The sequence below is a fragment of the Bacillus sp. GMs2/2 genome (assembly GCF_050172095.1).
Lineage (GTDB): Bacteria > Bacillota > Bacilli > Bacillales > Bacillaceae_G > Bacillus_A > Bacillus_A cereus.
Genome location: NZ_JBNLYE010000003.1, coordinates 39,894 through 65,193, shown reverse-complemented (window position 1 = coordinate 65,193; position 25,300 = coordinate 39,894). Strand labels below are relative to the sequence as shown.

The window sequence follows — 25,300 nt, the reverse complement described above, 5'->3', positions numbered from 1 at the left end:
CCAAATAGGAAATGCTTTTTTATATCGCTTATAAGATTCTTGCAAACCTACATAATATTTTGTACCATTACCCGCCAAGTTTTCTTCTAATTTCGCTGCTCATCCTGATGTATTTGTAATCAATGAAGTTCTTCTAAATTTATAAACAAATAAAAAACGGTTCGTCTATCATGTCCTAAACATGAATGACAACCGTTTTCCAGCTTCTTCTTAATTAACATGTTCTATCTTAAATATTTCTTGCAATATGCGGCTTACTGTAATGACTTGTTCCGCCGCCACCAACTACTACTTTACCGCCTTTTTCGAAAATTAATAATTTACTTGAACCATCTGCAAGAAGCACTATTACTTCAGCATTATTACTTGTTGCTACATAAATTACATAACCACTCTTTGATATACAAGTTTCCCAATTCGAATCAAATTCTGATCTTACTACACGATTTGAATACACTTGATTTTCAATTCTATCTTGTTCTACGTTTTCCAAATTGATTCCTCCCACTTCACTAAAATAGCATTTATAGGAAAATAACAGCCCTATATAAAATAGTAGCCGACTTTAACATAAATAGTATATGTAATTAGTAGGAGAATGCTTGGACAACGAAAACGAAATAGACTTCAAAAATTTCACAATTGAAACTTCTCTTTAATCATTTCCGCTACTTCTTTTGCACTCAAATACGTGTTATTAATTTTTATATACTCTTCTTTTTCAATTTCACCATGAAGAGAGTTTAATCTATGCTTTTTCATCGTTTCTTTCAAATTATTTTCAGACCACTCAATATCTCTTTTTTTCGGTTTATGTTCTAATCTATTCGGGCTTTTATTTCGTTCTAATCTTTCATCTAATTCCGCTTCCAGCTCTACAAAATACACTGTCCCACCTTTTGATTCAAAAATACTTTCTACATGATGTATATAATTCCAATCCGCTTGGAGGTCAAATGCCCATATATACGTAAAAATCATTCCAGATAAATCACTTTTAGATACTTCTTCAAATATTTCATTACGAAATAAACTTACTAGTCTTTTTGCTTCTTTCGTACTGTAATCAAAAATTGGACTTACTAAATCAATTGTCATGTGGTTATGAAAAAGTTTTAAACCGGTTAATGTTGCTAATTCTTGCCCCACTGTCATTTTTCCAACTGCTTGTGGGCCAAATATTAATATAAGTTTCATTTATTTCCCTCCAATCTTTCTCTATAAACCATTACATAAAATTAAAAATAAGGCAGCCGATTTTAAATCGATTGCCTTATTTTTTATTCATAGTTTTAGTTCTATTCTTTTCGCATAGCTTCAAAAGTAATCATTTGATTTGCATTTGACGGTTCTTTTTCATAATCATATTCAGCAGAGCAAGTAATGTTAGAGAAACCTATACTTTCTAACAGAAGTTTAAACTCTTCTATTCCACACCAACGTACCGCAAAGCGTTGTAGTTCTGTTTGTACTAACTGTCCTTTACTCCACTTTTCATATTTCAAATATGATACAGTAACTTGGTTCAGCCAATCTATTTCAATTGATTTATTTTCTAATGTGATTCCGTCTCCACTCGGCAAAGAGAAAGTCGATGTATGAATTTCCCCAGTCTTCCAGTCATGCGGAAGCATAATATCTACGATTAATCGTCCATCTGGATTAAGATGTTCATAAAAACATTTCAATGCATTTATAGAATCCACACGATTTTCAATTAAACAAAAAGATCCAGTAGGAATGATAATTGCGTCATATTTATGCGGAAGTGAAAATTGTTGCAAGCTTCCTTCATATAAATTAGGATGTAAGCCTCTCTCTTTACAGCGCTTACGGCAAGAATCTAGCATTTCAGGTGAATAATCTATCCCATCCACTTTAAAACCAGCCTCTAGAAGCGGAATGATGACACGCCCTGAACCTACTGCAGCTTCGAGGATTCTTCCTCTACAATCTTTTAAACGTTCTTTGTAATACTCAATATCACCATTTAAAGAATAACCGACTGGTTTTGTGTAATCATACAGTTCCGTACAAAGTGTACTATAAAAGCTAAACATTTATTTTCTCCTCCGTTTTTACGTACGGAAGATTTCAATTCAACTAATCTTCCTGTACCTCTAATTTTAATGATATTTCGAAAGAGCTGACTGTCATAATATATCACTCACTTTCCATAGAATATAATGATATTGTATTACATAACCTTCCAATTTGAAATATAAAAATTAAAAATTCAGACTACAAATTAAAGAGCTTACTTTAGTAAGTTCTTTAGAAAAAATATTTATTTCACAATCGGCAATGTCACTTCACTTAATTTCACTGTAAGTTTCGTGCCAGCTTTCGGTCTAATTGTATAATCATAATCACTTGCAATTAAAACAACTCCGATTTGATGCCCCGCTTTAAATACATAATCATCTGGCTGCATGTCCCATGTAAATGTATAATCTTTGCCCGGTTGAATCGCTGTTGAATTTTCTATACTCTTTAAGTTTTGTGGATCCATCCAGCCTCTCGTTACGATTTCCGGCTTCGCTCCTCCATAGTCAACAAGTAATGCTGTTAAATTTGATACAGATCGATCAATATTTCCTGTAATTGAAATCTTTGGTGTACCACTTATACGCGTATCTTTTTGCAGTACAGGCATTGTATATACTAATCGATTTGCTACTTCTAATTCTGGGTTTGCTACTAATTGGTTTGATTTCATTTGTGCATCATCTAAGACTGAGAAAACTTTATTAGCCGCTCCCATACTTAATGGTAAATTGACTGATTTATTACTTAAATACATACGGATTTTTGAAGGTACAGCCGCTGGATCTGGCCAATTTTTTTTCTTTTGCCACGTTTTATTTTCTCGTTGCACATCAACCATTGGTTCATCCATAATTCCATTTTCAATTCCGTACAACCAATAATCTAACCATTTATTTTGTGTTTGCTGCCAGTTATTACTTGATGTTCATTATATCAATAGCTACAAAAATTAATAATCAAAAGTATATTCTATATCTAGCTTCCCATCTTGATAAAACACTATTTTTTTTATTAGTTTCTGAAAAGCTTTATGTAAGTCCTGTTCCTCCTGCAACAGCATAAAAGCATCCTGTATATCCTTTGTTTCCCTGTTTTGAATATCTTTATCTTTTAATTTAAGTAATTGAAGTTCCTGAGCTGTCATCTCATCTTCTAATTTCCTGTTTCGATTAACGAAAGTTTCTTTATCAATGAACGAATCCATGTAAAGTTCTAATAGTTTTTCTTTTTTACTCCCTAGCTGTTTAATCGTCTTTTTTGATTTTGCTATTTTTTCTTGCAGCTTGTCCTTAATTTGTGCAACTAATCTAGTTTCAATATACTCCTGCTTTTGTTTTAATCGTTCTAAGATTAAATTACGAAAATCTTCATATCGGACTGGTATATGATTTACACATGTCCCGTACGCCTTATACGTCGAACATTTCATATACACGCGCTCATATTTACTGCGTACTCCAGCATAAATTGCTCTTACTCTTTTACCACAGTGTGCACACCATACTATTCCCCGAAACTCATTACGATAATCTGATTTTGTTTTTTTATCCTTCACGCCACTTACTGGATTTATACGTTCCCATTGTTCTTTTGAAATTATAGCATCATGGTGATTTTCAAATACTAACCACTTCTCTTTAGGATTTTTAACGGTTTTCTTTTTACCATCAACTTTTACTGTTTTATATTTGTGCATTACATGTTCACCAGTATATAAAGAGTTAGTGACTATTGTTTTTACAGATGCCTCAGACCATAAGTTTCCGAATCTTGTCCTGCATCCCTTTTTATTTAAGTTATTAGCAATCATACGATATCCCCGCCCGTCTTCATACCAGTCAAACATTTCCTTAACAAGGAGCGCTTCCTCCTCATTAATTATTAATTTTTTATCAATACGATCATAACCAAAAGGAATGGTTCCTGTATGCTCCCCACGTCTCACTTTAGCACTTAATGCTGCTGAGATGGATGTTGATAATGTCTTAGGGAGTTGCGCAGCAAACATCGCATATATCTCGAATTTCATATCATTATTACCCTCATAGTAACTATCGTAACCTTCCTCAATTGTTACTAAACGCACCCCATGACCAAGTAATATTTCTTTAATCTCTAGCGCATCTTTAAGGTCGCGGGCTAAGCGGTGTATCGATTTAAACACTACCGTATCTAATTCATTTTTCCTAACTTTCTGTAATATAAGCTGCATCGCATGGCGCTCAAGCCATGCGGTACCCGAAATACCATCGTCAAAATACACAGCATTCTGATCCCATTCATAACCATTCTTCTCAATCCAGTATCGGCAAATATCAACCTGGTTTTCAACTGATGATACTTGTTCGTCCTTATCAGTTGATACACGTACATACACAGCATATCGCAATTTTTACACACCCTCTCCTGTTTGTTGCTAAGAATAATCATGATTAAATTATATGATTAACCGCGAAAACTGGCAATCTATTACCAATGTAAAAAGACAACTTTCTACAGTCATCAAAATAAAAATATATAAATCTCAAAAATTTAGGAGGGGGTAAACAATACACAACAGCATCTAGTAAAAACAAAAACAAAAAAGAACCCCCTCTATAAAAAATATGCCTTATATATATAATATAAATATATAACTTATAAATATATATTATATATAGAGTATATTATTAGTAATAATATATAAGTATTATTACTGTTAGGGTTCTAAGGTTTTAGTCCACATCTTCCTCTGTAATATCATTTCCCCATCTACCGTAATCATATGGAAATTCGTTCGCCATGTACTCATCGTGACATTCTTCATGAAAGATACCGTATTCAAAATTATTTTTTACCCATTCTCCTTTTTTTAGTGTACGTTTACACCATTCGCAAATCGTGCTTCCTTTTGGAGCTATATATTCACCGTTAACTTTGATAGAAGTCATATAATTCCCCTCCTCATTTCTACTTTGAATCCAATGCTTTTTTAGAATTCAATTCACACCAATATTTATAAGCCTCCCTATTTGATTCCCAGTATAAGTGTTCATAGTGATCGCGCTGGAATTCAGTTGCTGCTAATCGTCTTTTCAAGTCATCAATTACAGCATCCTTATTGATTGGATTGATTTGTGGAGGTGGTAATAAATTCATAGGTGAATCACCTCTTCCTTGTAATTAGACCACTAAACAACTTTCTGTGCGTTTCAGGCTGTAAATCCAGTAACCTTATAACCTTTTCAGCACTATCCAGATCCGGTGCATCGATAATATTGTTTCGCCACATCCATCGTTTACTGTCTCTTTTACTTTGATAAACCACACCACTTTCGCCGTTAATCCGCAACCGGTTATTACACCCTAAAATGTTTACACGAGTCCAGTAATTTTTCATCATGAAACACCTGGAACCACATAAACTTTCGCATACACATCGTATTTAGCTGCAAGTTGCTCCAGCTTTTTTTGTCTGTATTCTGTCATGGTAAAGAAATGAATGAGCGGTATTTTTCCGTTGTATTTGTTTTTGTAGTATAACGAAAATTCCCTATACCTGCTCATCTTTTCAGCGTTCACATGCATCATTTGCGTACGATCTATTTCAACAGCATTTAAAATTCCTTCTTCATCTCGCAATTTTACGTCTGGAATAATTGTCTTCTTTTTATCATCTACTTTATAACGTATAGGTGTTTCTATCTGCCAGTCGTCGGGACAAAACAGATAGAGCCACGCTTCATTACGCATAAGGCTGTGAGCTAATCGGCTATTTGGTACAATCTTCTCTGTATCGTCAAACAGTTCACGGCCCTTTTTATTTAAATAATACACATACTCTTTTTGGTACACTGTATTATTTACATAAGGACTGAGGTCTTTTAAAATACGATTTGCGTTACGAATCCCTCCCATATCGTGCACCGCCATTAGATGCCTACGTGTTGCGAATTTCAACTTTCTAATCGAGGTCAGAATCGTCATCTGACGGTTTATTTTGATATGTGTCTGGATGTTCATCTTTTTTCACCTCGTATTGTTTAAGATGTTCCCACATCATTTCATCGCTAATAAACGGTACCTGCAGCTCAGTTAGTCGATCAGTTTTATAAATAGCTCTACCAGGTAAGGACGGCAATGTTTCTAGCCCCGATTCATCAAGAACAACCTCAGATGCCTTATATGTTGGTAAACGAAATCCTAACTTCGCGTCAGACATTTGCTTTACTACTGATGGGATTGAAGTAACCGTAGGATACTGGGTAGCCAGAATCAAACGAAAGCCTAAACCTCCTGATACAGTTGCGATATAACTAAGCATATACTGACACTCTTCTCGGATCTTATTAACATGACGTGGTAATCCTTTGGCCGGAGCAAGCACGGCACCTTCGTCAACAATAACGAAATACCGACCTTTTTCTTTTGTTTCAACAATATTTTTGTAACCATTTTCCTTCATGAATTTTCCACGCTCTTCGATTTTTTTCATTATTTGTTTTAGTACATGATGTGCTTTTTCTACAGAGTCAGCCACTTCCACCACCTGTTTTAAGCCGCTAAACTCACTAAATTCTAATCCCTTTTCCTTTAAATCAATTAAATATACGTGAGCATTTTCAGGGTTCGCCTCAATCAAAGTAGTAAGTAGTACTTTCATAAATACTGTTTTCCCCATTCGTGTAAGACCACCTAGTACCATATGAGGAGTTTTATCAAAGTCATGATAAATTAACTTCTCGATGCTTTGCCCCATCGGTACTTGCCATTCACCTTTTTTTACTAGCCCTTCATTCCAACACCACTTTTTTGGGATACGTTTACTGAATACCCGAATCATTATCTTGTAGTTATCGTATTTGATGCGTACAGGCTTATTTAATCCTTCACTTACAACATCCTCAACCTTTTGTATTAATTTAGATGGCATCCCTAACGGAAGTTTATATACATAAGTCGTACTACGATCATCTTCCTTTCTTTCGAGAAAAACCGGATAATGTAATTTTTCATCCTTCCTAATTGCAATCCCACTTACTTCAAAGAATACTTGTATCTTCTTTCTATCATCCTCTTTTCCTTTTAAACTATCATTTAGCAAAGCATACCCGAGCGAAACTGCAGGTATTAATAACAATTCAAGCATAGGGGTTCACTCCTTATATATCCTTAAAGGATATAGTTGCTCTTTACTGGAAGATTTACATACAAGTTATTTTCCTTATATAACAAAATGTCCCATGATTCCAGGTTCCATTCCTTCAAAGAAACACCATTAGCACATAACGTAGAAGATACAAAAACGAGCCGGTAAGAGTTGTATACATCGTCATACGTGGAAGCCAATGTGGAACATGCATCCCCATTTTCTCAGCTACCTTCATCGCCACTACAGACAATCCTGTCGCTGTCCAAATTACTACAACTTCCCCAGCAAGTGTCATATCGAATCCCTCTTTCTCTTTAGTTGTAATCCTTTTGACGTGAGAATCGGTTGATACTGATTAACCATTTCATCCCATTCAAGAAGTTCTTCCTCTTCCCCGTATAGATCCTCCATAATATCGTTAGATAAGCTGTAATAACCTCGGTATTCTTTATTGTTAAACACCTCATGTCTTTCCATATGCTTTACGATAGAATTAGCTTCTCCTTTTCCTCTGGACTCCTTATACATGTTTCTTAGCTCTTTTGATGAATACAAATACGGAGTGTCATTTAAGTAATCATATTGCCATCTCATTATTCATCCCTCCACTGTTTACAATCATCTAAATACGCATCAATCCTTTTCTGAATCCCTATCTCGTTATACGGTCCATAAGGTTCCTCTTCCCCTAACAAATCAACGATATCGATGTAATTTGAATTTTGTAGCATATCGTGTTTTGCAATGTGATCGTACACACAACGCACTTCATTTTCGTCGTCCGCTTCTGTGTACATGTTAAACAAGGTTTGTGACGGATACAGCTGCATACGAGGTAAATACTTATATCCAGGTCTCATTATTCCTCACCTTTCCCCTCTTGATGTCCTTAGTTCCACTTGGTATTCCTCGTGGTCTTAATATAGGTATATGACCTAGAGAACTATTTTTGCACGTCCACACCAATTTTTTTCTTTTTAGCCTGTACTATTTATAAAGGAGTTTATTTCTGTATATAGAAAGTAAATTCTTGAGGTGAGTGTATATGAAGTTTAAATGTAGACTTAAAGTAATCTTTGCAGAACTTGATATTAAACAGAGTGATTTTGCAAAACGTATTGGAGTTGACGACTCTACTCTTAGTGCAATTGTTCGCAATCGTACAAAACCTCGTTTTGATACAGCTTATTTAATTTGCAAAGAACTTGGTAAACCCATTGAGGAGATCTGGACCGTCGAGGAGTAATTCTTCTCCCTCCAGCCTTAATAAATCTTTATCTTTACACTTGACTTTTGCTTTCAACGGACAATCATGGGATGAGGGTACAGGACAACGGCTAGGGCAGAGAATGACTACCTTACAACGCTTCAAAAATAAAAAGCGTCGTAAAGTAGACGTTCTGTCAATCATGGTCTATCGGGTTAAGGAATCCGTATAGTAACACCCTGTTTAAACGCTGTAATTTCTTACACAGCTGACTTTTTACAGATAAAGCTTGTCCTATCTGCAGAAAGAATCAGGAAAGGAAATGCACTACTGGCGTATCCTTTATTACTCGTAACCTATAATTCTTTCATTATCAGCTGCTACCCGTGCTGTAGCACGCCAAGCAACCGCCGTACCGTTAATGGCCGTACTCGCCTAGACTCCTAACAACGTAAACAAGGAAACGCTATTTGTTAGGACGCTTAACTTTCTGACGTTGGCTTAGCTAACCTGTTCAAGTTTAACGAGTGTTAGGTCATTCCTCGTGTGGATCCTCCTCTTAGTTACCTAAAAAAGACAATAGGAAACTAGACCTCGTGTATATCTGTTTTTTCAAATGAAGATACTCACGAGGCTGGAGGTTGTCCGATATTTGGTTAAAGAGAGAGCTTATAGAACATGAGCTATAAGCATATTGATAATGAATAAAACCGAAGCTACAGTATAAAAACCATAAAACCAAATACAATCAGATTTTGTTTCTAAACCGAAGTAATCGCTTATTTTTTGCATATATACCGTTCCACCCTTCTTGTTCCATAAAAGTATGACTCTAGAAGTAAAACTTTGTTAGTGTTAATATATAACTCTAGGAGTCATACGTCAATAGTCTTCCGAAAAAAGTTTTACTTTGATATGTAAATTGTGTAAAATGTAAAGTAATAAATGATCGGAATGAACGGAGGTATTACCATGAGTTCTATGGTATTCACTTTAGGAGAAACAATGGAGGAAATTGGGATTACCAAAAACAAGTTAGCAGTCGAATCAAAAGTTCGTCCAGCCACTATTAGTAATCTAGTTAATGGTGAGGTTGGTCTTGTACGTTTTGACACATTAAAGTCAATCCTGGATGCTTTAAATCAATTAGCTGAAGAAAACGGTGTTGATAAAACATACCGTATTGAAGACGTTGTACAGTACATAAAATAAATGTACTGTTTTTATTTATAGAAATATTTCTTAATACTCTGATATAATTATTTAAAAATGGTAAAGGAGGAGAAATATGGAGATAAAAACAACCGTAGACAGTAATACTTACATTATTGAGATTGAGCAAAAAAAGAGTTCCATAAAAGAAAAATTTGGCCGTAAAGCTTCAATAGTTTCCGGAATTTTTGGCATCCTACTTTCTGTTATCTTAGGTATCACAATAGTTGGGTTATTTTTTGCGGTTCCACTGTTTCTTTTTTCGTTAGGCTTTATATATGCAGCGTTTGAAAAACAAGAAATCCAGTGTCCCAACTGCAGTCATAAACAAAGAATTACAAAAGGAAATGGTTATTTTAATTGTGGAAGTTGCAAGAAACGTACTTTAGTAGAGTGGAGATAAAACGATCAAATGCCATAACTATTAAGTGCCGTACTAACAACACATAAAACTTAATAATTGAGGATGGATAGTATGATTAATATAGAAGAACTTTTAGCAGAACATCTAAAGAAAATAAGTACAGCACCTTTTTTATTTATAGGCTCAGGATTTTCTAGAAGATACTTAAACCTACCTAATTGGGATGGTCTATTAGAACAATTTTCGGAGTTAGTTCCTCGAAGTTATGACTATTATGTCTCAACGGCAAATAAAGAACTACCTGAAGTTGCAAGACTAATAGCTCAAGATTTCCACCCGATTTGGTGGGATGATGATAAATACCTAACAAGCAGAGAAAAATTTAAAGGTAAAATCAATACTATAGAGAGCCCTCTAAAAATTGAGATTGCCCAATATCTAAGGGGTATTACCTATGAATACGGTAAAAACGAAAATAATGACAGAGAAATCGATGCTTTAAAACAAGTTGTGATAGACGGCATTATTACTACTAATTGGGATACTTTTTTAGAGCAGGTATTCGTAGATTCCGATATAAAAGCATATATTGGCCAAAAAGAACTTTTATTTTCCCAACCTTTTGAAGTCAATGAGCTCTATAAGATACATGGGTGTAGTACTAACCACGAGTCGTTAGTACTAACTTCTAATGACTACAAACTTTTCAATCAAAAGAACCCATACCTTGCAGCCAAATTATTAACAATTTTCATAGAACACCCTGTCATTTTTCTCGGTTATTCAATATCTGACCCTAATATTCAACAAATTTTAGATTCTATTACTGCATGTTTAGATCAAGAAAACATAGATAAACTTAAAGATCGGTTAATTTTTGTGGAGCGTGCAGCTGGTGCAACAGACGCTTTTGAATCTTCTTCTTTTACAACCAGTAACCGTGTTACAATTCCGATTACAAAAATAAAAACTGATAACTACGAATTAGTTTATAAAGCACTATCGAAAAACAAAAGAAAGTTCAGCATGAAAACTATGCGTCAGATTAAATCACAAATTTATGAATTAGTAAAAACGAATGATCCAAGTGGAAAAGTAGCAGTTATTGATGGAGAAAATCTAAATGCTGCAGACATTGAATTTGTTATAGGTGTTGGGGTAACTAAAGCAGCGGAACAACTTAGGGCGGCTCGAGATGAAATGCTGGATACAGGTTACTTAAATTCAATAGGGTACCAGTCTATTCCACAAATAGATATTTATAAAGAAATTTTAGCTGATCCACCTTCATATGACTATGATGCATTAATTAGCCAGACATTACCGCAATTGTTAGGAACAAATCATAGACTTCCTGTTTTCAAGTTTATAAAAGAATGCGGAATTGAAACTGAAGAATTACCCGTACAGTTAAAAAGGAAACTAGGAAAGAAACTAACCATGAATTACTTTTTAACTCAATCACAGAGAGATATCAAAAAGTCGCAATTACGTTTGTATAATAATATCCCCGAAACAATAGAGGGATACGCTGATTTTACAAAAGCCCTCCAGTGTATTCCTCATTTAGGAGCAGATGGGATTAACCTCGATGAATTACATCATTTGTTAAAACAGCATATAGATAAATTGGACGCAGATACACCTGCGTCCATGGAACTAAAAAGACTAATACGAATTTATGATTGGTTAAAATACGGGAAATCATTACTACCACCAGCAACTAAGATTAAACTACAAAGACGTCAAGGTCAGGCAACATTGAAAAAATAATACTTATATGTAATCTAAAAGCATGCTCCTATATAGAAGCATGCTTTTAGATTATTTTTGTTAATCAAGCTATTATTTTGTATAAAATCCTTTGAATCCATTAGCATTTATCCATGCTATTTTGTAATATATTTTACTTTTCAAATTTCACATATCCACCTGAAACCCACTGATCACCACCAACATTATACCAACCATCTTTACATCCCCACGATTGATATTTTTCACCTTGGTACACATTTTTTACGATACCATAGTTAGTTCCTGGACCAGTACGAACGCGTAAAACATCAGCTGTAATAGTTACTACACCAATACCATCATTTGAAGTTTTAGAAGGTGCTGGTGCATTTCCTCCTGTATAACGAATATATGATGGATCATTATATACCCACTGATCACCACCTAAGTTTAGCCACCCATTTGACTCACCCCATACTTGATAGCATTCTCCTTTACCTAACTTACGAATAACTGCATATCCAGTCCCAGGTCCTTTTCGTAAATTCACGTTATCACCGTTAATATAAGCAACTTCTGTACCATCGTTTGAAGGTAGAGTAGGTTTTTGTATTACTGGATTGTTACTTCCGTTATATGCATTTTGGACTCTTTCAATAAAGCTAGTCCAACGTTCTTCTGCTAACATACGATGAGGACAATACTTTCCACTCCATGATTGGTGTGTGCGAACTTTACTAATTGGAATATTGTACTGTTTCATTAGTTGAGCTACAACGATAGTTGCATTGTCTTCCGCTTTGTAATATCTCTCTCCACCACTTAAAGAATAACAGATTTCTACACTAATAGACTCTCGATTACCCGAACCGTTTCCATCACCACAAGCCCATGCATTACGCTCTAAAGGCAGACCTTGTACAGCTTCTTTATCATCTACCGCAACATGAAATGAAACTTGGTTATCATTACGAATCATATAGGCTACTTCATTTTCTGCTGTAGCATCATTATACGTATTATGAACTGTAATAAATTTTGGATTCATTGTATAAGGACACTTTATACCATATTTACTTGGGTCAACTAATTTTTTTCTAATTTCCATTACTCAACATCTCCTTTTAGTGTAAGTTATTTTTTTCTAATACATCTTTTTGTTGTAATCCTTTGTTGCTCAAATAGTTGTTCTTCCAAGCCATATACAAAGTAAATGCTCCTGTAATTACGGCTACTAAATCGTTTGTAATTTTGTCATCAATCGTTTGGTATCCCATCAGATTTAAGACACTATTAATCACAGCAATTACTAATACGACATAACGACTAATTGAAGCTACATCAAAGTTCCCCATGCTCTCACCCCCTCTCATTTAAAGAAATTTAAAATATTAAATAATAAAAGGACTGCCAATGACAGTCCTGAAATCCACATAGATATATGAGCTTTTTTGTTACTTTCCAACTTTTCTTGCGCTAGTTTTAAGTCTCGTATTTCTCGATCACGGAACTTGAACATTTCATCAACTTCAGTCCTTTGCATATAATTTTTTTGATTGTAGTCTAGCTTTTCCTCGATTCGTTTAACTGCGGCGTTCATTGTTTGAAGATGCACTTCTAATTTCGCAATACGTTCGTACTCTTTTTGCTCCACCGCCATCACCCCTTTTAGACAATAAAAAAAGACCAGCTTATGGCTGCTCCGGTTTCTCGTTTATTAATTTTTGAACTATATCTTTCAGCTCAGCTATATTGGTTTCGAGCGTTTCAATCCTTCTTTTTGATTGTGCGCTTTCTTCTTTCAATAACTTATACTCATCGTAAAACTGTTGGAAAGCTGCAATAAATATTGAAACAGTATTATATAAATTTATGGCCCGTTTCTCTTTATCTGTAAATATATCTTCCGTATCATCTGCAATCATACCGAAATACGTTTCAATTTCTTTTGTTGTATATGGTTCTGTTTTTTCTTCCGGCTTGTTTACACGCATTTGATACAGATCATACATATCATCCTTGAAGTTGTACTGTTTGATAACTAAACTCATGATTTTATCAAGAGCTGAGAAAGGAATATCTTTTATATTTTCTTTCATATTTCTAGCTGATGTCGGATTAAATGCTTTCGCCCACATTTGACCATTAGCATTTATATTTTCTTGCGCTCGTAGTGTTCTTAATTCTATATCTTTCCATCCTTTGCCCATCATATCTTTAATCTGTAAGCCGTTGTTATAACCTTGTACAAAACTTGATCTTATCATTGCATTACCCATGATTAAATCATGATCGGTGGCGCCGTTTACGAAATGTATTTTATAGTCACTGCCTTTTCTTTTGAAAGTAAACTGACCCGAGTTATTTGTAAAAATATGCGGCTCAGTTGTAGTTACAGAGAAGTAACCATATCCTGGAGCCCATCCTTCAGATTCAAAAATAATATTATTCAAGTTTTGAAAACGAAGTTGTCCATCTGAATATACGCTCAGATGTCCACCGTCATTATGCATTTGAATATAGTTTGACCAAATATTAGTTCCTTCTGCATTTTCTCCTTTAGAAATCCCAAATTTTGCATATGCTTTAGAGGGTTGATCGACTCCATTAATTCGCGGCATGACTTGATAAATATAAAATGATCCTGTACCAGCGTATTTTCTATTATCAGAACCAAGGACTAATGAAGGTTGAATACTTCCATCATTTGTTTCCATAAATCCTATATAACCACGTGGCTTATCTGCATCGAAAATCTTCATGTCTTGCTTATTTATTTCAACAAATCTGTTTCCACTCGTTTTAAGTGTTACTCCTTCTAAAACTTTCCCTTTGATATGCTCAGCTGTTACATATCCTATAAGATTAATTCTGGACCCCTGAATTAGAATTTCCTCAGCTGATTGATTAATCTGGGATATAACATCGCCTTTTTTAACCCTAGAATTAATATTTTGATTTGTTAAACTAAAAGCCGCTTCCATTTCTAAAACATAAGCAAATTTTTTGTCGGCATCCGTCTTTGAGTACACTTCAGTCGCTTTAGCACGAAAACCTATTTCTTCAGTATTCTGCCGGATTTCTGTCTGCATGTTTGTAGTTACTGTATCAAAATCACTTTTTGCAACCTTGTCCGCTACTAAATCCACTAATTCTTTATAGTTGGTAATGTCTTTTGGGTTTGGTATGTATACAGATGGTTCTTTTCCTTGCTGTAGCTGCGGTTGAGATACCCACATTGTGCCATTACGGCGTACCCATATATCTCCTTGCAAACGAGTTACAGGAACGTCAGGAGCTTTAATGGTTACACTAACTAGTATCCAGGAGCCATTAACTAATAACTCTTTTATTTCAGTTTGCTCATAACCTAATGCGATTGAACCATTAAAGAATTGAAGCTTAACGCACGCTCCTTGGTCTAATAAGTTTTTATCTACTACATAGACCCATGCAGACAATACGTAGTCACCGCTATTTTGTGAGGCTCCAATACTTTGAGCAATACCAGTCCAGCTATTTGCTGTAACCCCCGCATTTGCAATTCTGACTGAGTTATAACCGTCATGACGTCTGTCTGTTACTGGTGTTACTGTAGCACCTGATACAACTCCTGCTACTGTCCATTTATCGGTACTAGCAACTTCATTTGTTATATTGCCATTAGCATCAACTGTTTTTTTCTTAAACTCTGTATTGAAAAATTGATTTATACTACCAAGTGCCCCTACATAAGCTTTCATTTGCTTTTCCGAAATCTTTGAACTTAATGAGTCTTTTGTTTGCGTAATTTCATTCTTGTTTTCTTGAATGAGCTTTCCTTGATTTGTTTGTGTTTCTGTTAGCGTTTTAATATTAAGAGAATTCGAATTTGTGGTCTGCTTCACTTCATTTAGAGTTGTTTGCATTGTACCTTGATCTTGTTGTACTTTCGAGATTGTTTTTGAGTTCGTATTTACTGTTTGTTGAATTTCATTAGTTGTTTGGGTAAAATCTGCTTTAGAGGTAACTTCATCGTTAGAAAGTTGCCATGTAGTTCGTATGTTACCCTCTTCAAATTTAGCGTGATGTGAGTTTAAATTACCATCAATATTACGACCAGAATAATAAAATCTAATCAGAGTTATGTCCTTATCTTTTGTTTTGAACGTGACTGATAGAGGTTCATCTTTATAATCCACATTAATCTTTAATTGCGAGTCAGCACGTACAGATTGCCATTCTTGCTCTCCATCTGCATACGTTATCGCTGTTTCTACGCCAAACCAAGCATTTGTATTGATTTTTGTTATTTTACCAATAAACAAAAATGAGATAGTAAAAATTTTATTTCTATAGTTGACCTTATCCGATAAAGTCATTTGTTTACTGTCTGACCAGGTTCCAGTCATGTTCTGTTTATTTAACCCTGTTTCTGAACCGCTAGCTAAATTGATTGAACCTACAGAAATATTATTTACAGTAGTTTTTAATTCTGTAATGGTGTTAGTGTTAGATTCGGCTGTCTGTTTAGCAGTATTAGCAGTTTGACTTACTAGTTTAAGATTATCGTTTAGAGTTGTTATCTCCGTTTTCTCTGCTTTATTTTTAATTTCTTCAGCTGTACGTTCAGCAGTCGTTTTTGTTTCATTTAATACTTTTATATCACCTTTACGGTTTGTTTCGTACACTTGCTTTCCAATAAGGTTTTCGTTTACCCAATCTTTTGTATAAACACCCTCTTTGTTGGCCTTTCCTTCAAGTTGCTGATTTAACCAAGTCTTATCAGGTATATCTTCAATTGTCTCTTTTAAAGTATCAATTTCTGTTTGTGCATTCTTTATATCTTTTTGTAATGGTCCTGTATCCGGAACAACCGATTCCCAAGTTGTACCTGTCCATATTTTTAAAATACCAGGCTTTCCATTACTAATATCACGCCATAGCGTTTTGTTTGGCTTAAGATCAGTAGTTGGTGGTTCTTTACTTTCTATAATGTTAACCATATTATTTTCAATATTTTTTTTTAGTTGCTCTGATATATCTTTAGCCTCTTGTGATTCCTTTACAGCTTTTCCCGATTCTTTCTTTGCTTCTTCGGCCAACTTTTCTAGTTGTTCTAACAGTTCCTTGTTAGCCTTCCCCTCTAACCAAGCACGCATTTTGTTATATAATTTTCGTAATTCCTCGTTCGAATCTATAATCTCTCGATAGTCTCCAAATACATATTTATCTTGCGAAGGATCCGTATATGATTCATCACCAGCGATTGCCCTTGCTTCAAGGTATAACTTAGGTGTAAAGCCTGTATCTTTGATTCGGATTGTATCGCCTTCATTGATTAGTTCATGTGCTAGTCCGAAAATGCGACCGATTGATTGTGCCTCTACTTCATACGAAACTGAAGTATTGACACGCTTCTTTAATTCCGTCTTCATCAAAGTCATTAATCGTTTTGGTGTCATATTTTGGTCTTCTGTTTCTGGAGTGTAAAAACCAAATTTATGTTTACCATGTGCATTCCAACGTTGAAAGGCATCACTATCTGTAATATAAACAAGTCCGTTATTGATGCTCTCAACCGTGATAATTTCATCACCTTCACCTCGTACAAATCCGACTAAGGCGGTACAAATATCCCTGGAATGCTCAATGCGTCTAACGCCTACTAAGTCTTTTCCCAGGGTTACTTCCTTCCCTGTTTCTCTCCCTCGTTTATTTATCATATCGACGTACCATCCAGTAATTTGAGAACCAGATACTTCAACTCGATATTGGATTTCCAATTCAAACAAAGCTGCAATTTTCTTTAAAAAAGTAAGGGGATCGATGAATTCATCGATCGTCATCGTGTGGAACGAAGAATAATCCGTTATTCCACGTTGCCATTTTGAATCGGCAAGAGCGATATCAATAAACGTATTAACTGTTTCGCTCTCTATACGTTGAGGTTTAATAATCCCATCTTTGGCGATTTGAACCCAGGCACCGGAAGAGTGTACAGTTAATGATCTATCCTTTGAATCTTTTTCTACTTCATTATTAATAACATACGGAACAATTCGACCATCACGTACTTCCTTTAAAACCAAGTTCTGCTGTTGTAATGTAATTGCATGTGGAGTACCGTCAAAAATTTTGAACTCAAGCATATCAATGTTATTCTTGATTTCCCAATGACGCTTATCTTCCCAGTAGTCCTTTGGTTGAATAGCGGATAGAATTTGATCTGTTTTGAAATCAACAACATGAAGTAATCCGCTTGGTGTTCTCATCGAAATCGCTCCCTATATTTAACTTTTGCTGTTCCGATATTTGCTGGCATAATTTCAAGTTTATTCTGGCCCTTAGTAATTTTAGGATAATCACTGAATAATTCCTTCAGATTAATTGCACTTGAACCATTAATACTAACTAGACTTTTAGCTGTATCGATTTGCACTTTATCTCCTTTTCCAACAATATATGGAGGATTATTACTTGTATTTTGGTTAACTTTCCAAATCTTAATATCATCAACTGTCATAAGTACAGCCGGATTATTATTCCACCATTGACAGATAGAAATTTGTACCTGTGCAATTTTATTCATCAAAATCCCATCTTTGTCTACCCAACGAGCTTTTGCTCCAGCATCATCAATCTCAGTACCGTACGCAAATTTCGCAATATAAAACTCCCATTCATTCCCAATACGGTAAACACATAACTTTCCGTAAAAATTATTCCACGTCCAAGGATACATACCGCGCGTATGGATCATCATTTGTTCAGCTGGATGCCCTGGATAGGCAATCTTAGCAACACCAAAGGTTTCTTCAGCCTCCCAATATACATCGTTTAGCGACAATCGAACTACAGGTTTACTAGTCTCATCCAGTAGGGCCACTTCTACTTGCCCCATTTGTACATAACTACTGCAGTTGAACCTTACATAAGCATCCATTATAAAATCTTGTAATGGTCCGCTAGGAATGCTTTTTTTAGCAATCGCTCCATGATTCCCTTTGTAATTCTGATCACCATAATCTTCTACATAAAATTGATGTCCATTAGATTTGAATGTACCTCCACCTTTAGTGTTTTCAAACTGTGATACACTTGTCCATCCAACTGTAGTAGACATTTCATCCCACATTACACGTTGTTTCCACTCTACTGGAAGTTGGTTTACTTGTAACGGGTAACCAATCCGAAAATAATCTTCTTTGTTTGGAAGATATACGCTCTTATTCCGAACATCTAAAAATGTAGAAGGGTTTTCAACTTCAATTTCGATGATAGGTTCTGACTCCGCACTGCCTTTATTTTGAATGTTGGCTATTAACCCTCGACCGTCATTTTCAAAGTCCACCGTTTTCTCATTCCCTAACTTATACGGCATTGGACATATTAGTGTAATAGTTGCTTGATGAATATTAGATTTTTCTAAAGTCTCCTCTACAGATTCCTTAATCCCGTAATACACAATATCCGGTTCGTCTGTGAAGCTAATTTTCACAGGTTCTTCTGTATCTAATAAACCATTCAATTCATCTATCCGTTTCCTTAGTTCAAAAAGAGAGACTCCCTTAAGAGAGAAATCTACTTCTAATACTCTCTTGGGAGTCCTTTTATTTAAAAAATATGAACCTGGGCGGTGAGGTACCGTTAACTCATTAATTTCGTCACTTAAAATTCCGCGACCTCTTATATCGTTAACCATAAAAAATCCTTTTTCGTATTTTTGCCCGAAATATTCTTCTAAATTAATCCCATTAAAAACTAACAATCTACCGCCCTCCTTTAAAATACTTCTTTCCGTTTTTTCACAGCCTCTTGCTCTCCAGTAATATCATCAACGAACCTATTAAACTCTTGTCTACCAAGCTGTATATTAATATACGCGGGTTGTCTTTCACTAGCTGTAGAATTTGAAGCAATTCCGGAATCCTTATTTCCTGAGCTTGCTTGTGGTCTAGCTGTCTGGTACGCACCAAGTCCTCTTGGCATTCCGTATACAGTCTCTACTTGTAAAGCTTCTGGTTTCATCCATTCAGTCATTTGTTCGGTTGTTCTTTGTATAGCACCTTTCATTGCATCAATACCATTAATCCACCCTTTCATCATATTGACACCAATGAAATCCCTGAACCAACGACTCGGTGAGTGAATCGATAAAAGTCCTGAAATTTTATCTTTAATTCCATTTCCGATGTCCGTAATTTTGTCCCAAATAGCCCCAGCCATAGAGCTTATACCGTTTAAAAGCCCCTGCATCATATTTTTCCCTATGCTTCCTAAATCGATTCCGCTTAGGAATGACTTTACATTGCCAAAAATTTGAGTCACTGTGTTATAGATAGAATTTAGGATGTTAGATGTCGCTGACTTAGCCGCATTCCAAATTGAGGAAATGATGCTACCTGCTGCATTCATAACAGATGAAATAACCGAGCCTATCCCCGAGAAAATTGAGCTTACTAGAGAACCTATCGCTGATAGAACACTAGAAAAAATAGATTTCACTAAATTTAGCCCACCAGTCACGACCGCGGAAATTAAATTTATCGCCCCTTGGATGATATTTCCGATTAATGACATTACACTCGACGTAATGCCTTTCACCGCGTTCCACGCACCACTCCAATCTCCTTTTAAAACTGAAGTGAAAAGCTTTATTATGTTGGTGATTATCCCAATAGCAGAGGTTATTACGCCCATAATAGCTGGAAAAACTGCCTGGACAATCGACAAAATAAATTGAATCGCCGGGATCACTACGCCTTTTATTATTGACGCTAGACCTTCAAGTATCGCAGTGGCTACGGGAATCGCCGCTTGAATTATCGAAACTATTACCGGGAAAACCGCCTGAACGATTTGTAAAATTAAAGGGATAACTGTAGTCGCTATGATAGAGATTACCTGGCCTAATAATTGAATAACAGGAATCGCAACGGAAATCGCAGCAGCTATAATCCCAGCTATTACTGGGAAGACCGCTTGTACCGCCTGGAGAATAATCGGAATTACTGATGTCGCTATGATAGATAGGACCTCTCCAAATCCTTGAATCAGCATTCCTGCTATACTAAACACCGTCTGGATTACTTGTAAAATAATAGGGAATGCCGTTTGAAAAGCTTGAGCGAATATCGGTAAAACTGTAGCTGCTAACTCAGTAAAAATTTGAGCTACTTGTTGTATAGCCTCCGTTATCACTGGCATAATTTCTATTGTCGTATCAGCAAACATCTGAATTAATTCAGTAATCATAGGCATTACTTCTTGTATCACTTGACCGAAAAGTTTGAATAAATCAGATGCTAAAGGTACCACAGCTTGTATTGTTTCTCCGAACAAACGGAATAAATCGAGTGCTATCGGTACTACAGCTTGTACTACTTCACTAAACAAACTAGCTATTGTAGAACCTAACTCACCAAAGGCCGCGCCTAGCTCAGAAAGAGCAGGTCCAAGTGTGGCAAAGCTTTCTGCTATAACTTGTCCTGTTTTCGCAAATTCAGGAGCAAGTGGTGCAAATGCTTGTGTAATCCCTTGAGCTATTGACTGAACAACCGGCAAAATCGCAGATATCACAGAACTAAAAATCGATTGTATAGACTGCCAAGCCGACATAAAAGCAGACTTCACTTGATCATTTGTATTGATCAATTTAAATATCGTAGCACCTAAAGAAGCTACAATAGCGATTACCCATCCTACGGGGCCTGAAACACCTAAAAACGATAAACCTAAACGTACAATTAATGGTGTTAAAGTGGCTATCGTATTTCCTATTGAGGAAAAAGACATTTTGATAAAATCAATTACTGGAGAAAGAGCTGACCCAATTCCGGCAAATGCTGAACCAAGTCCTGATATTGCTGAACTAAATGCACCACTTATCCCCTGACCAAATTCGCTAAATTTCGATTTTATTACAGTTAGCGAAATCTCTACAGCTGTTGCAAAACCAGAAAACACTTGACCCGCTTTAATTAACCCTGCCTCTAATGCTGTGCCGATTGCTGTACCCATTGCTGAAAATTTTTCCGGTATTGTCCCAAGATAAGAACCTAAAGAATCAAAGGCAGATTTCATAGCTTCAACGGCCGCTACTGTCCCACTTTTTATTGATTCCCACGCATTATTAACGGCATTTCGAAAAGTCTCATTATGTTTGTATAGTTGAACTAGTGCTACCCCCACTAAGCTTAGAATTGCAATAGCCGCACCAACCGGTCCTAACAATAAAGCAAATCCGGCTCTCAGTGCTGACAAAGCAGCCCGCAGCATTACCGCACCTTTTGATGTTCCCGACATCCATAGCATAAGTTGACCGAGAGTGATAATTGCACCGCCGATTGCGTTAATAACAATACCCGCTACCGTTGCTATAACTAAAAAAGCCGTAGTAAATGCTACTACGGAAGCAATCACCGTCTGCACAGGAGCTGGTAATTTCATAAACGCATTTGCTAAGGTTCCAACTACTCCAGCTACAGCCATTAATGCAGGAGCTAATGCATCAGTAAACGCACGTGCTGCAGCATCAAGAGAGGACTCCATTTTCGTCAGTGCTCCGGCCCATCCTTCAAGCATGGAGTCCGCAGCTTTTTTAGAAGCACCGTCCGAGTTCACTAAGGATTGTGTTAAAGCATCAATCTTTTCAGGCCCCGCTGCTACAAGTGCCATCATACCTGATACAGCTTCTGTACCAAATATTGTTGCTAACGCCGCACCTTTTTGTGCACTTGTCATGCCTTCCATTCCCGTTTTTAATTCACCAATAATTTGAGACAATGGTTTCATATTACCTTGTTGATCCGTAATAGATACGCCAAGCCGTTTTAACTCATTTGCCGCTGCTTTTGGCGGCTTAACTAAACGTAGTAAAGATGCACGTAATGCTGTACCAGCGGTCTCCCCTTTAATACCGCTATTTGACATAATACCAACAGAGGCCGCTAATTCTTCCATCGATATGCCTAATTGAGCTGCTGGACCCGCCGCATATTTAAAAGCGTATTGCATATCCCCTACACCTGCAGCCGTTGCGTTTGCGGCTGTTGCTAGAACATCAGCAACATGTGTACTTTGACTTGCCTCCATACCAAATGAGTTTAAAGCTGACGTAATCGTATCAGCAACCATCCCCAGGTCTTCGCCTGACGCAGCCGCTGCACTCAACACACCAGGTAATGCGGACGTTGCTTGAGCCGAATCGAAACCTTTCGCACCCATTTCAGCGAAAGCCGCTGCTACCTGCCCTGTTGAATACACAGAATCCTTTGCCATATCAAGAATCGCTTTCTTTACTTGACCGTAGTCACCTGCAGTTAAAACTGCCGCTTTACGAGTTTGTGATTCAAATTCTCGTGACTTTTGAATCATACTCCCTAAAGCAAAAGCCGACGCTGCAGCTGCTGGACCAAATGCATTTTGCATTGTTTGCCCTGTTTGCTGTACACGTCGGCCCATTTCAATTGCTTGATTACCTACTTCTTGAAATCTAGAACGCCACCCTGAATAATCAGGAGGCGGTGGTGCTGGTGGCGCTGGCGGTAATGGTGGAGGTGACGGTGGTTGCGGTGCTGGTGGGATAGGAGGTGGTCTACTAATCTGCTGAAAAAATGTATTCCATGCTTGTGTAGCTCTTCCAAGGTTACTTATTAAATTAGATATGTCTGCAATCACCTGAGTTTCTACCTTGTTCTGGCTCATTCACCTCACCTACCCTTCCACTTCTTGTATTTGACTTCTAATCATTGATTCTATTTGATCAAAGAACGATTCGTTTCTTTGAATTTTTTCAACTACTTCTTTCCGTTCATTTGCTTGTTTTTCAATATCACGAACACTTTCTGGACGGGTATATATATCCGCTAATGACTTGATTTTTTCACTTTGAGCATTTCGATTAAACAAAGCTTGTACACTTGCAAACTCGTACTTATCAAGTAGTTGTTCCTTATATCCGTTCAACATAAGGTGATACTCCTTAAGACTAATACGCCAAGATTGCAAGGTGGTCATATTAAAAAAACGAAAACATTCACCTTGCAATTCATCAATATTTATGCGTACAGGTTCTCGAACGATTTCTGTTGTTCCGCTGTCATTGTCCCTAGAAGTTTCTTCACTGTCTTCTGGAAGAAAAAACTATTTAGCACAACTGCTTTGTTGTACTTTAGAATTTCATCAAGGTCTAGTTTTTCAGCATTAAACATATTTTCAATCTCTTTCTGTACAGCTTCATACGTGATTCCCTCATTTGTATGAATCAGTGCGTAATAAACCACATCCGTAAAATTAGTAATTCCGCCCTGCATGGTTTGGGAAACGAATTGCATCGGCCCACCGTTTTCATCTAATAACCTCAGTGCCTGTAAACAGAATTTCAGTTCTTGTTCTTTACCATTAATTACGAAACGCGTATATGATTTTTCAGCCATAATAATTACCTCCAATTATTTTTTGTTCAAAATAAAAAAGCGTCTATATGAACGCTTATTCAAATCTTAATTATTTATTTTCCACAAATTCATCCATTGTTTTATTAAGCAAATTAATCATTGCTTCTCTTCGCTCACGCGGGGTTGTATTATCGTATAACTCATTGTGAATATCACTTACTTTGGCCAACTTCTGAGGATCGACATAATTAGTTACCTCTTCATGCCCACCAAGCATCATAATTGTATTGCCTATAACGACCGCTTGCTCTTGTTTGCTTAATTTCATTTGTTATCACCTTCAATAGCGAGTTTATCGGCTCTAACCAAAATCCGTTCTACGTTTTGATCCACAACTGAAGTTTTACTATTGTTGTTAATGGTCGTTATTAGACTATGTTTCATCCCCTCTTCATTCCCTTGCATTTTTTCTGATAAACTATCAATAATTTTATTTAAAACACTAATTGTCGCTTCACCACATTGTCTCGCTGTTGAATTTCGAGTCGATTCCTCACATAATTCTGATAAGCGATTTAAATCAACGTGAGGAGCCAAAGCATCCTCTCCGAATGTTGAAAGAATTGAAGATGCGATTGCAATTTTTTCGATTTTAGATATATCCAAAAATCCCCACCCCCATAACCATTCTTAATTATTAATAAATAGACTTACTATTACGCTCCTGGTGTAGCTACATCACCAGAAGGCGCACCTTCAGGTACTTTATTAAGCGTCCCTTTAGAAATTTTTCCATTTAATTTTAAGCCAATAGAATACTTTGAGTACTCCTCATTTTCATGAGAAAGTTCCAAACTATTCAACATGTATGTTCCTGATTTAACTTTAAACTCAGAAGCGGTTGCACTACGTAGGTTAACTTCATGAATTCTTACTAAAACTTTATTAAGAATTGCTTCTTCTACATAATCAAGTCCCTCGTCACCTTCAGTACAAATCCCTTCAATGCTAGCTGATTGTGTTACGTCACCGTAATCAGATCCACTCTTATCTTTTGTTTTCAACTCGATTTCTCCAGCCTCAATTGATCGTGAACCTGACGTTTGGTTAAAAAATCGAACTGTTTTTGTAGTTTTCCCATCAGGTTGCGGAATGTCAATCAAGTAAAGCGTTTCGGCACCTTTAAACTCAGGTGCATTACTTTTTTTCACTTCTGCCATTTT

Annotated in this window: 27 protein-coding genes and 1 pseudogene; 4 read left to right on the top strand and 24 right to left on the bottom strand. The window is 36.2% G+C overall.

Annotation, left to right across the window (positions count from 1 at the left end):
* Positions 1–229: 229 nt before the first annotated feature.
* The 12 genes and pseudogenes from ACQGS6_RS01395 to ACQGS6_RS01340 all read right to left on the bottom strand — a co-directional run bounded on the left by ACQGS6_RS01395 (position 230) and on the right by ACQGS6_RS01340 (position 8,040).
* Positions 230–493: a hypothetical protein gene (locus tag ACQGS6_RS01395; RefSeq protein WP_000432429.1), complete on the bottom strand. Its 264-nt coding sequence runs from the start codon at positions 491–493 to the stop codon at positions 230–232.
* 143 nt (positions 494–636) lie between these two features.
* On the bottom strand, positions 637–1,197 hold the full coding sequence (locus tag ACQGS6_RS01390) for an AAA family ATPase (protein ID WP_000767064.1): 561 nt from the start codon (positions 1,195–1,197) through the stop codon (positions 637–639).
* A gap of 101 nt (positions 1,198–1,298) precedes the next feature.
* Positions 1,299–2,060 carry a class I SAM-dependent methyltransferase gene (locus tag ACQGS6_RS01385; RefSeq protein ID WP_000490908.1) on the bottom strand — a complete coding sequence of 254 codons (762 nt, stop codon included), beginning with the start codon at positions 2,058–2,060 and terminating at the stop codon, positions 1,299–1,301.
* 227 nt (positions 2,061–2,287) lie between these two features.
* A pseudogene (locus tag ACQGS6_RS01380) lies at positions 2,288–2,974 on the bottom strand (CocE/NonD family hydrolase C-terminal non-catalytic domain-containing protein); the annotation flags it as partial.
* A 24-nt stretch (positions 2,975–2,998) separates the two neighbouring features.
* Complete coding sequence (locus ACQGS6_RS01375) at positions 2,999–4,438, bottom strand: recombinase family protein (RefSeq protein ID WP_242314631.1); 1,440 nt, start codon at positions 4,436–4,438, stop codon at positions 2,999–3,001.
* 325 nt (positions 4,439–4,763) lie between these two features.
* On the bottom strand, positions 4,764–4,979 hold the full coding sequence (locus ACQGS6_RS01370; RefSeq protein ID WP_000200736.1) for a hypothetical protein: 216 nt from the start codon (positions 4,977–4,979) through the stop codon (positions 4,764–4,766).
* Between the two features lie 19 nt (positions 4,980–4,998).
* Entirely contained in the window at positions 4,999–5,187 is a 189-nt protein-coding gene (locus tag ACQGS6_RS01365; protein ID WP_030025236.1) for a hypothetical protein, read from the bottom strand.
* A 240-nt stretch (positions 5,188–5,427) separates the two neighbouring features.
* Entirely contained in the window at positions 5,428–6,051 is a 624-nt protein-coding gene (locus ACQGS6_RS01360; protein ID WP_325761709.1) for a replication-relaxation family protein, read from the bottom strand.
* Entirely contained in the window at positions 5,993–7,177 is a 1,185-nt protein-coding gene (locus ACQGS6_RS01355) for an FtsK/SpoIIIE domain-containing protein (protein WP_000891519.1), read from the bottom strand. The genes ACQGS6_RS01360 and ACQGS6_RS01355 overlap by 59 nt, the downstream gene beginning before the upstream one ends.
* A 115-nt stretch (positions 7,178–7,292) precedes the next feature.
* Positions 7,293–7,475 (bottom strand): hypothetical protein, encoded by a 183-nt coding sequence (locus ACQGS6_RS01350; protein WP_000170793.1) that lies wholly within the window; start codon positions 7,473–7,475, stop codon positions 7,293–7,295.
* Positions 7,472–7,774, bottom strand: coding sequence for a hypothetical protein (locus ACQGS6_RS01345; protein WP_426964845.1), 303 nt, complete (start codon positions 7,772–7,774; stop codon positions 7,472–7,474). Before ACQGS6_RS01345 ends, ACQGS6_RS01350 begins: the two co-directional genes overlap by 4 nt.
* Positions 7,774–8,040: a hypothetical protein gene (locus ACQGS6_RS01340; protein WP_098920089.1), complete on the bottom strand. Its 267-nt coding sequence runs from the start codon at positions 8,038–8,040 to the stop codon at positions 7,774–7,776. The genes ACQGS6_RS01345 and ACQGS6_RS01340 overlap by 1 nt, the downstream gene beginning before the upstream one ends.
* 185 nt (positions 8,041–8,225) lie before the next feature.
* Between ACQGS6_RS01340 and ACQGS6_RS01335 the strand changes: the two genes are divergently transcribed.
* Positions 8,226–8,426 carry a helix-turn-helix transcriptional regulator gene (locus ACQGS6_RS01335; protein ID WP_042597838.1) on the top strand — a complete coding sequence of 67 codons (201 nt, stop codon included), beginning with the start codon at positions 8,226–8,228 and terminating at the stop codon, positions 8,424–8,426.
* A gap of 630 nt (positions 8,427–9,056) precedes the next feature.
* Here the strand turns inward: ACQGS6_RS01335 and ACQGS6_RS01330 are convergent.
* The gene (locus ACQGS6_RS01330; protein WP_001169624.1) at positions 9,057–9,179 is read right to left on the bottom strand and encodes a DUF3961 domain-containing protein; all 123 of its coding nucleotides are present in this window, start codon (positions 9,177–9,179) and stop codon (positions 9,057–9,059) included.
* 180 nt (positions 9,180–9,359) lie between these two features.
* Between ACQGS6_RS01330 and ACQGS6_RS01325 the strand changes: the two genes are divergently transcribed.
* The 3 genes from ACQGS6_RS01325 to ACQGS6_RS01315 all read left to right on the top strand — a co-directional run bounded on the left by ACQGS6_RS01325 (position 9,360) and on the right by ACQGS6_RS01315 (position 11,736).
* The gene (locus tag ACQGS6_RS01325; protein ID WP_000097410.1) at positions 9,360–9,599 is read left to right on the top strand and encodes a helix-turn-helix domain-containing protein; all 240 of its coding nucleotides are present in this window, start codon (positions 9,360–9,362) and stop codon (positions 9,597–9,599) included.
* A gap of 76 nt (positions 9,600–9,675) precedes the next feature.
* Positions 9,676–10,002, top strand: coding sequence for a hypothetical protein (locus ACQGS6_RS01320; RefSeq protein ID WP_426964844.1), 327 nt, complete (start codon positions 9,676–9,678; stop codon positions 10,000–10,002).
* A 72-nt stretch (positions 10,003–10,074) separates the two neighbouring features.
* Positions 10,075–11,736 (top strand): SIR2 family protein, encoded by a 1,662-nt coding sequence (locus ACQGS6_RS01315; protein ID WP_426964843.1) that lies wholly within the window; start codon positions 10,075–10,077, stop codon positions 11,734–11,736.
* A 133-nt stretch (positions 11,737–11,869) separates the two neighbouring features.
* Here ACQGS6_RS01315 and ACQGS6_RS01310 read toward each other — a convergent pair whose 3' ends face one another.
* From ACQGS6_RS01310 to ACQGS6_RS01260, 11 genes are all read right to left on the bottom strand, one after another.
* Entirely contained in the window at positions 11,870–12,805 is a 936-nt protein-coding gene (locus ACQGS6_RS01310; protein WP_325761705.1) for an N-acetylmuramoyl-L-alanine amidase, read from the bottom strand.
* Between the two features lie 16 nt (positions 12,806–12,821).
* Positions 12,822–13,052: a phage holin gene (locus ACQGS6_RS01305; protein WP_426964842.1), complete on the bottom strand. Its 231-nt coding sequence runs from the start codon at positions 13,050–13,052 to the stop codon at positions 12,822–12,824.
* A gap of 14 nt (positions 13,053–13,066) precedes the next feature.
* Entirely contained in the window at positions 13,067–13,357 is a 291-nt protein-coding gene (locus ACQGS6_RS01300; protein WP_231122442.1) for a hypothetical protein, read from the bottom strand.
* A 31-nt stretch (positions 13,358–13,388) separates the two neighbouring features.
* Positions 13,389–17,951: a phage tail spike protein gene (locus ACQGS6_RS01295; RefSeq protein ID WP_426964841.1), complete on the bottom strand. Its 4,563-nt coding sequence runs from the start codon at positions 17,949–17,951 to the stop codon at positions 13,389–13,391.
* Positions 17,948–19,447, bottom strand: a complete 1,500-nt coding sequence (locus ACQGS6_RS01290; protein ID WP_325761702.1) for a distal tail protein Dit — start codon at positions 19,445–19,447, stop codon at positions 17,948–17,950. The genes ACQGS6_RS01295 and ACQGS6_RS01290 overlap by 4 nt, the downstream gene beginning before the upstream one ends.
* Positions 19,448–19,461: 14 nt before the next feature.
* The gene (locus tag ACQGS6_RS01285) at positions 19,462–23,358 is read right to left on the bottom strand and encodes a phage tail tape measure protein (protein ID WP_426964847.1); all 3,897 of its coding nucleotides are present in this window, start codon (positions 23,356–23,358) and stop codon (positions 19,462–19,464) included.
* A gap of 36 nt (positions 23,359–23,394) precedes the next feature.
* Positions 23,395–23,649 (bottom strand): hypothetical protein, encoded by a 255-nt coding sequence (locus ACQGS6_RS01280; RefSeq protein ID WP_243168170.1) that lies wholly within the window; start codon positions 23,647–23,649, stop codon positions 23,395–23,397.
* 89 nt (positions 23,650–23,738) lie between these two features.
* Entirely contained in the window at positions 23,739–24,116 is a 378-nt protein-coding gene (locus ACQGS6_RS01275) for a tail assembly chaperone (protein ID WP_000818630.1), read from the bottom strand.
* A 70-nt stretch (positions 24,117–24,186) separates the two neighbouring features.
* Complete coding sequence (locus ACQGS6_RS01270) at positions 24,187–24,405, bottom strand: hypothetical protein (RefSeq protein ID WP_426964840.1); 219 nt, start codon at positions 24,403–24,405, stop codon at positions 24,187–24,189.
* Positions 24,402–24,743: a hypothetical protein gene (locus ACQGS6_RS01265; RefSeq protein ID WP_426964839.1), complete on the bottom strand. Its 342-nt coding sequence runs from the start codon at positions 24,741–24,743 to the stop codon at positions 24,402–24,404. Before ACQGS6_RS01265 ends, ACQGS6_RS01270 begins: the two co-directional genes overlap by 4 nt.
* Positions 24,744–24,793: 50 nt before the next feature.
* Positions 24,794–25,297 carry a phage major tail protein, TP901-1 family gene (locus ACQGS6_RS01260; protein ID WP_000852561.1) on the bottom strand — a complete coding sequence of 168 codons (504 nt, stop codon included), beginning with the start codon at positions 25,295–25,297 and terminating at the stop codon, positions 24,794–24,796.
* Positions 25,298–25,300: the final 3 nt, after the last annotated feature.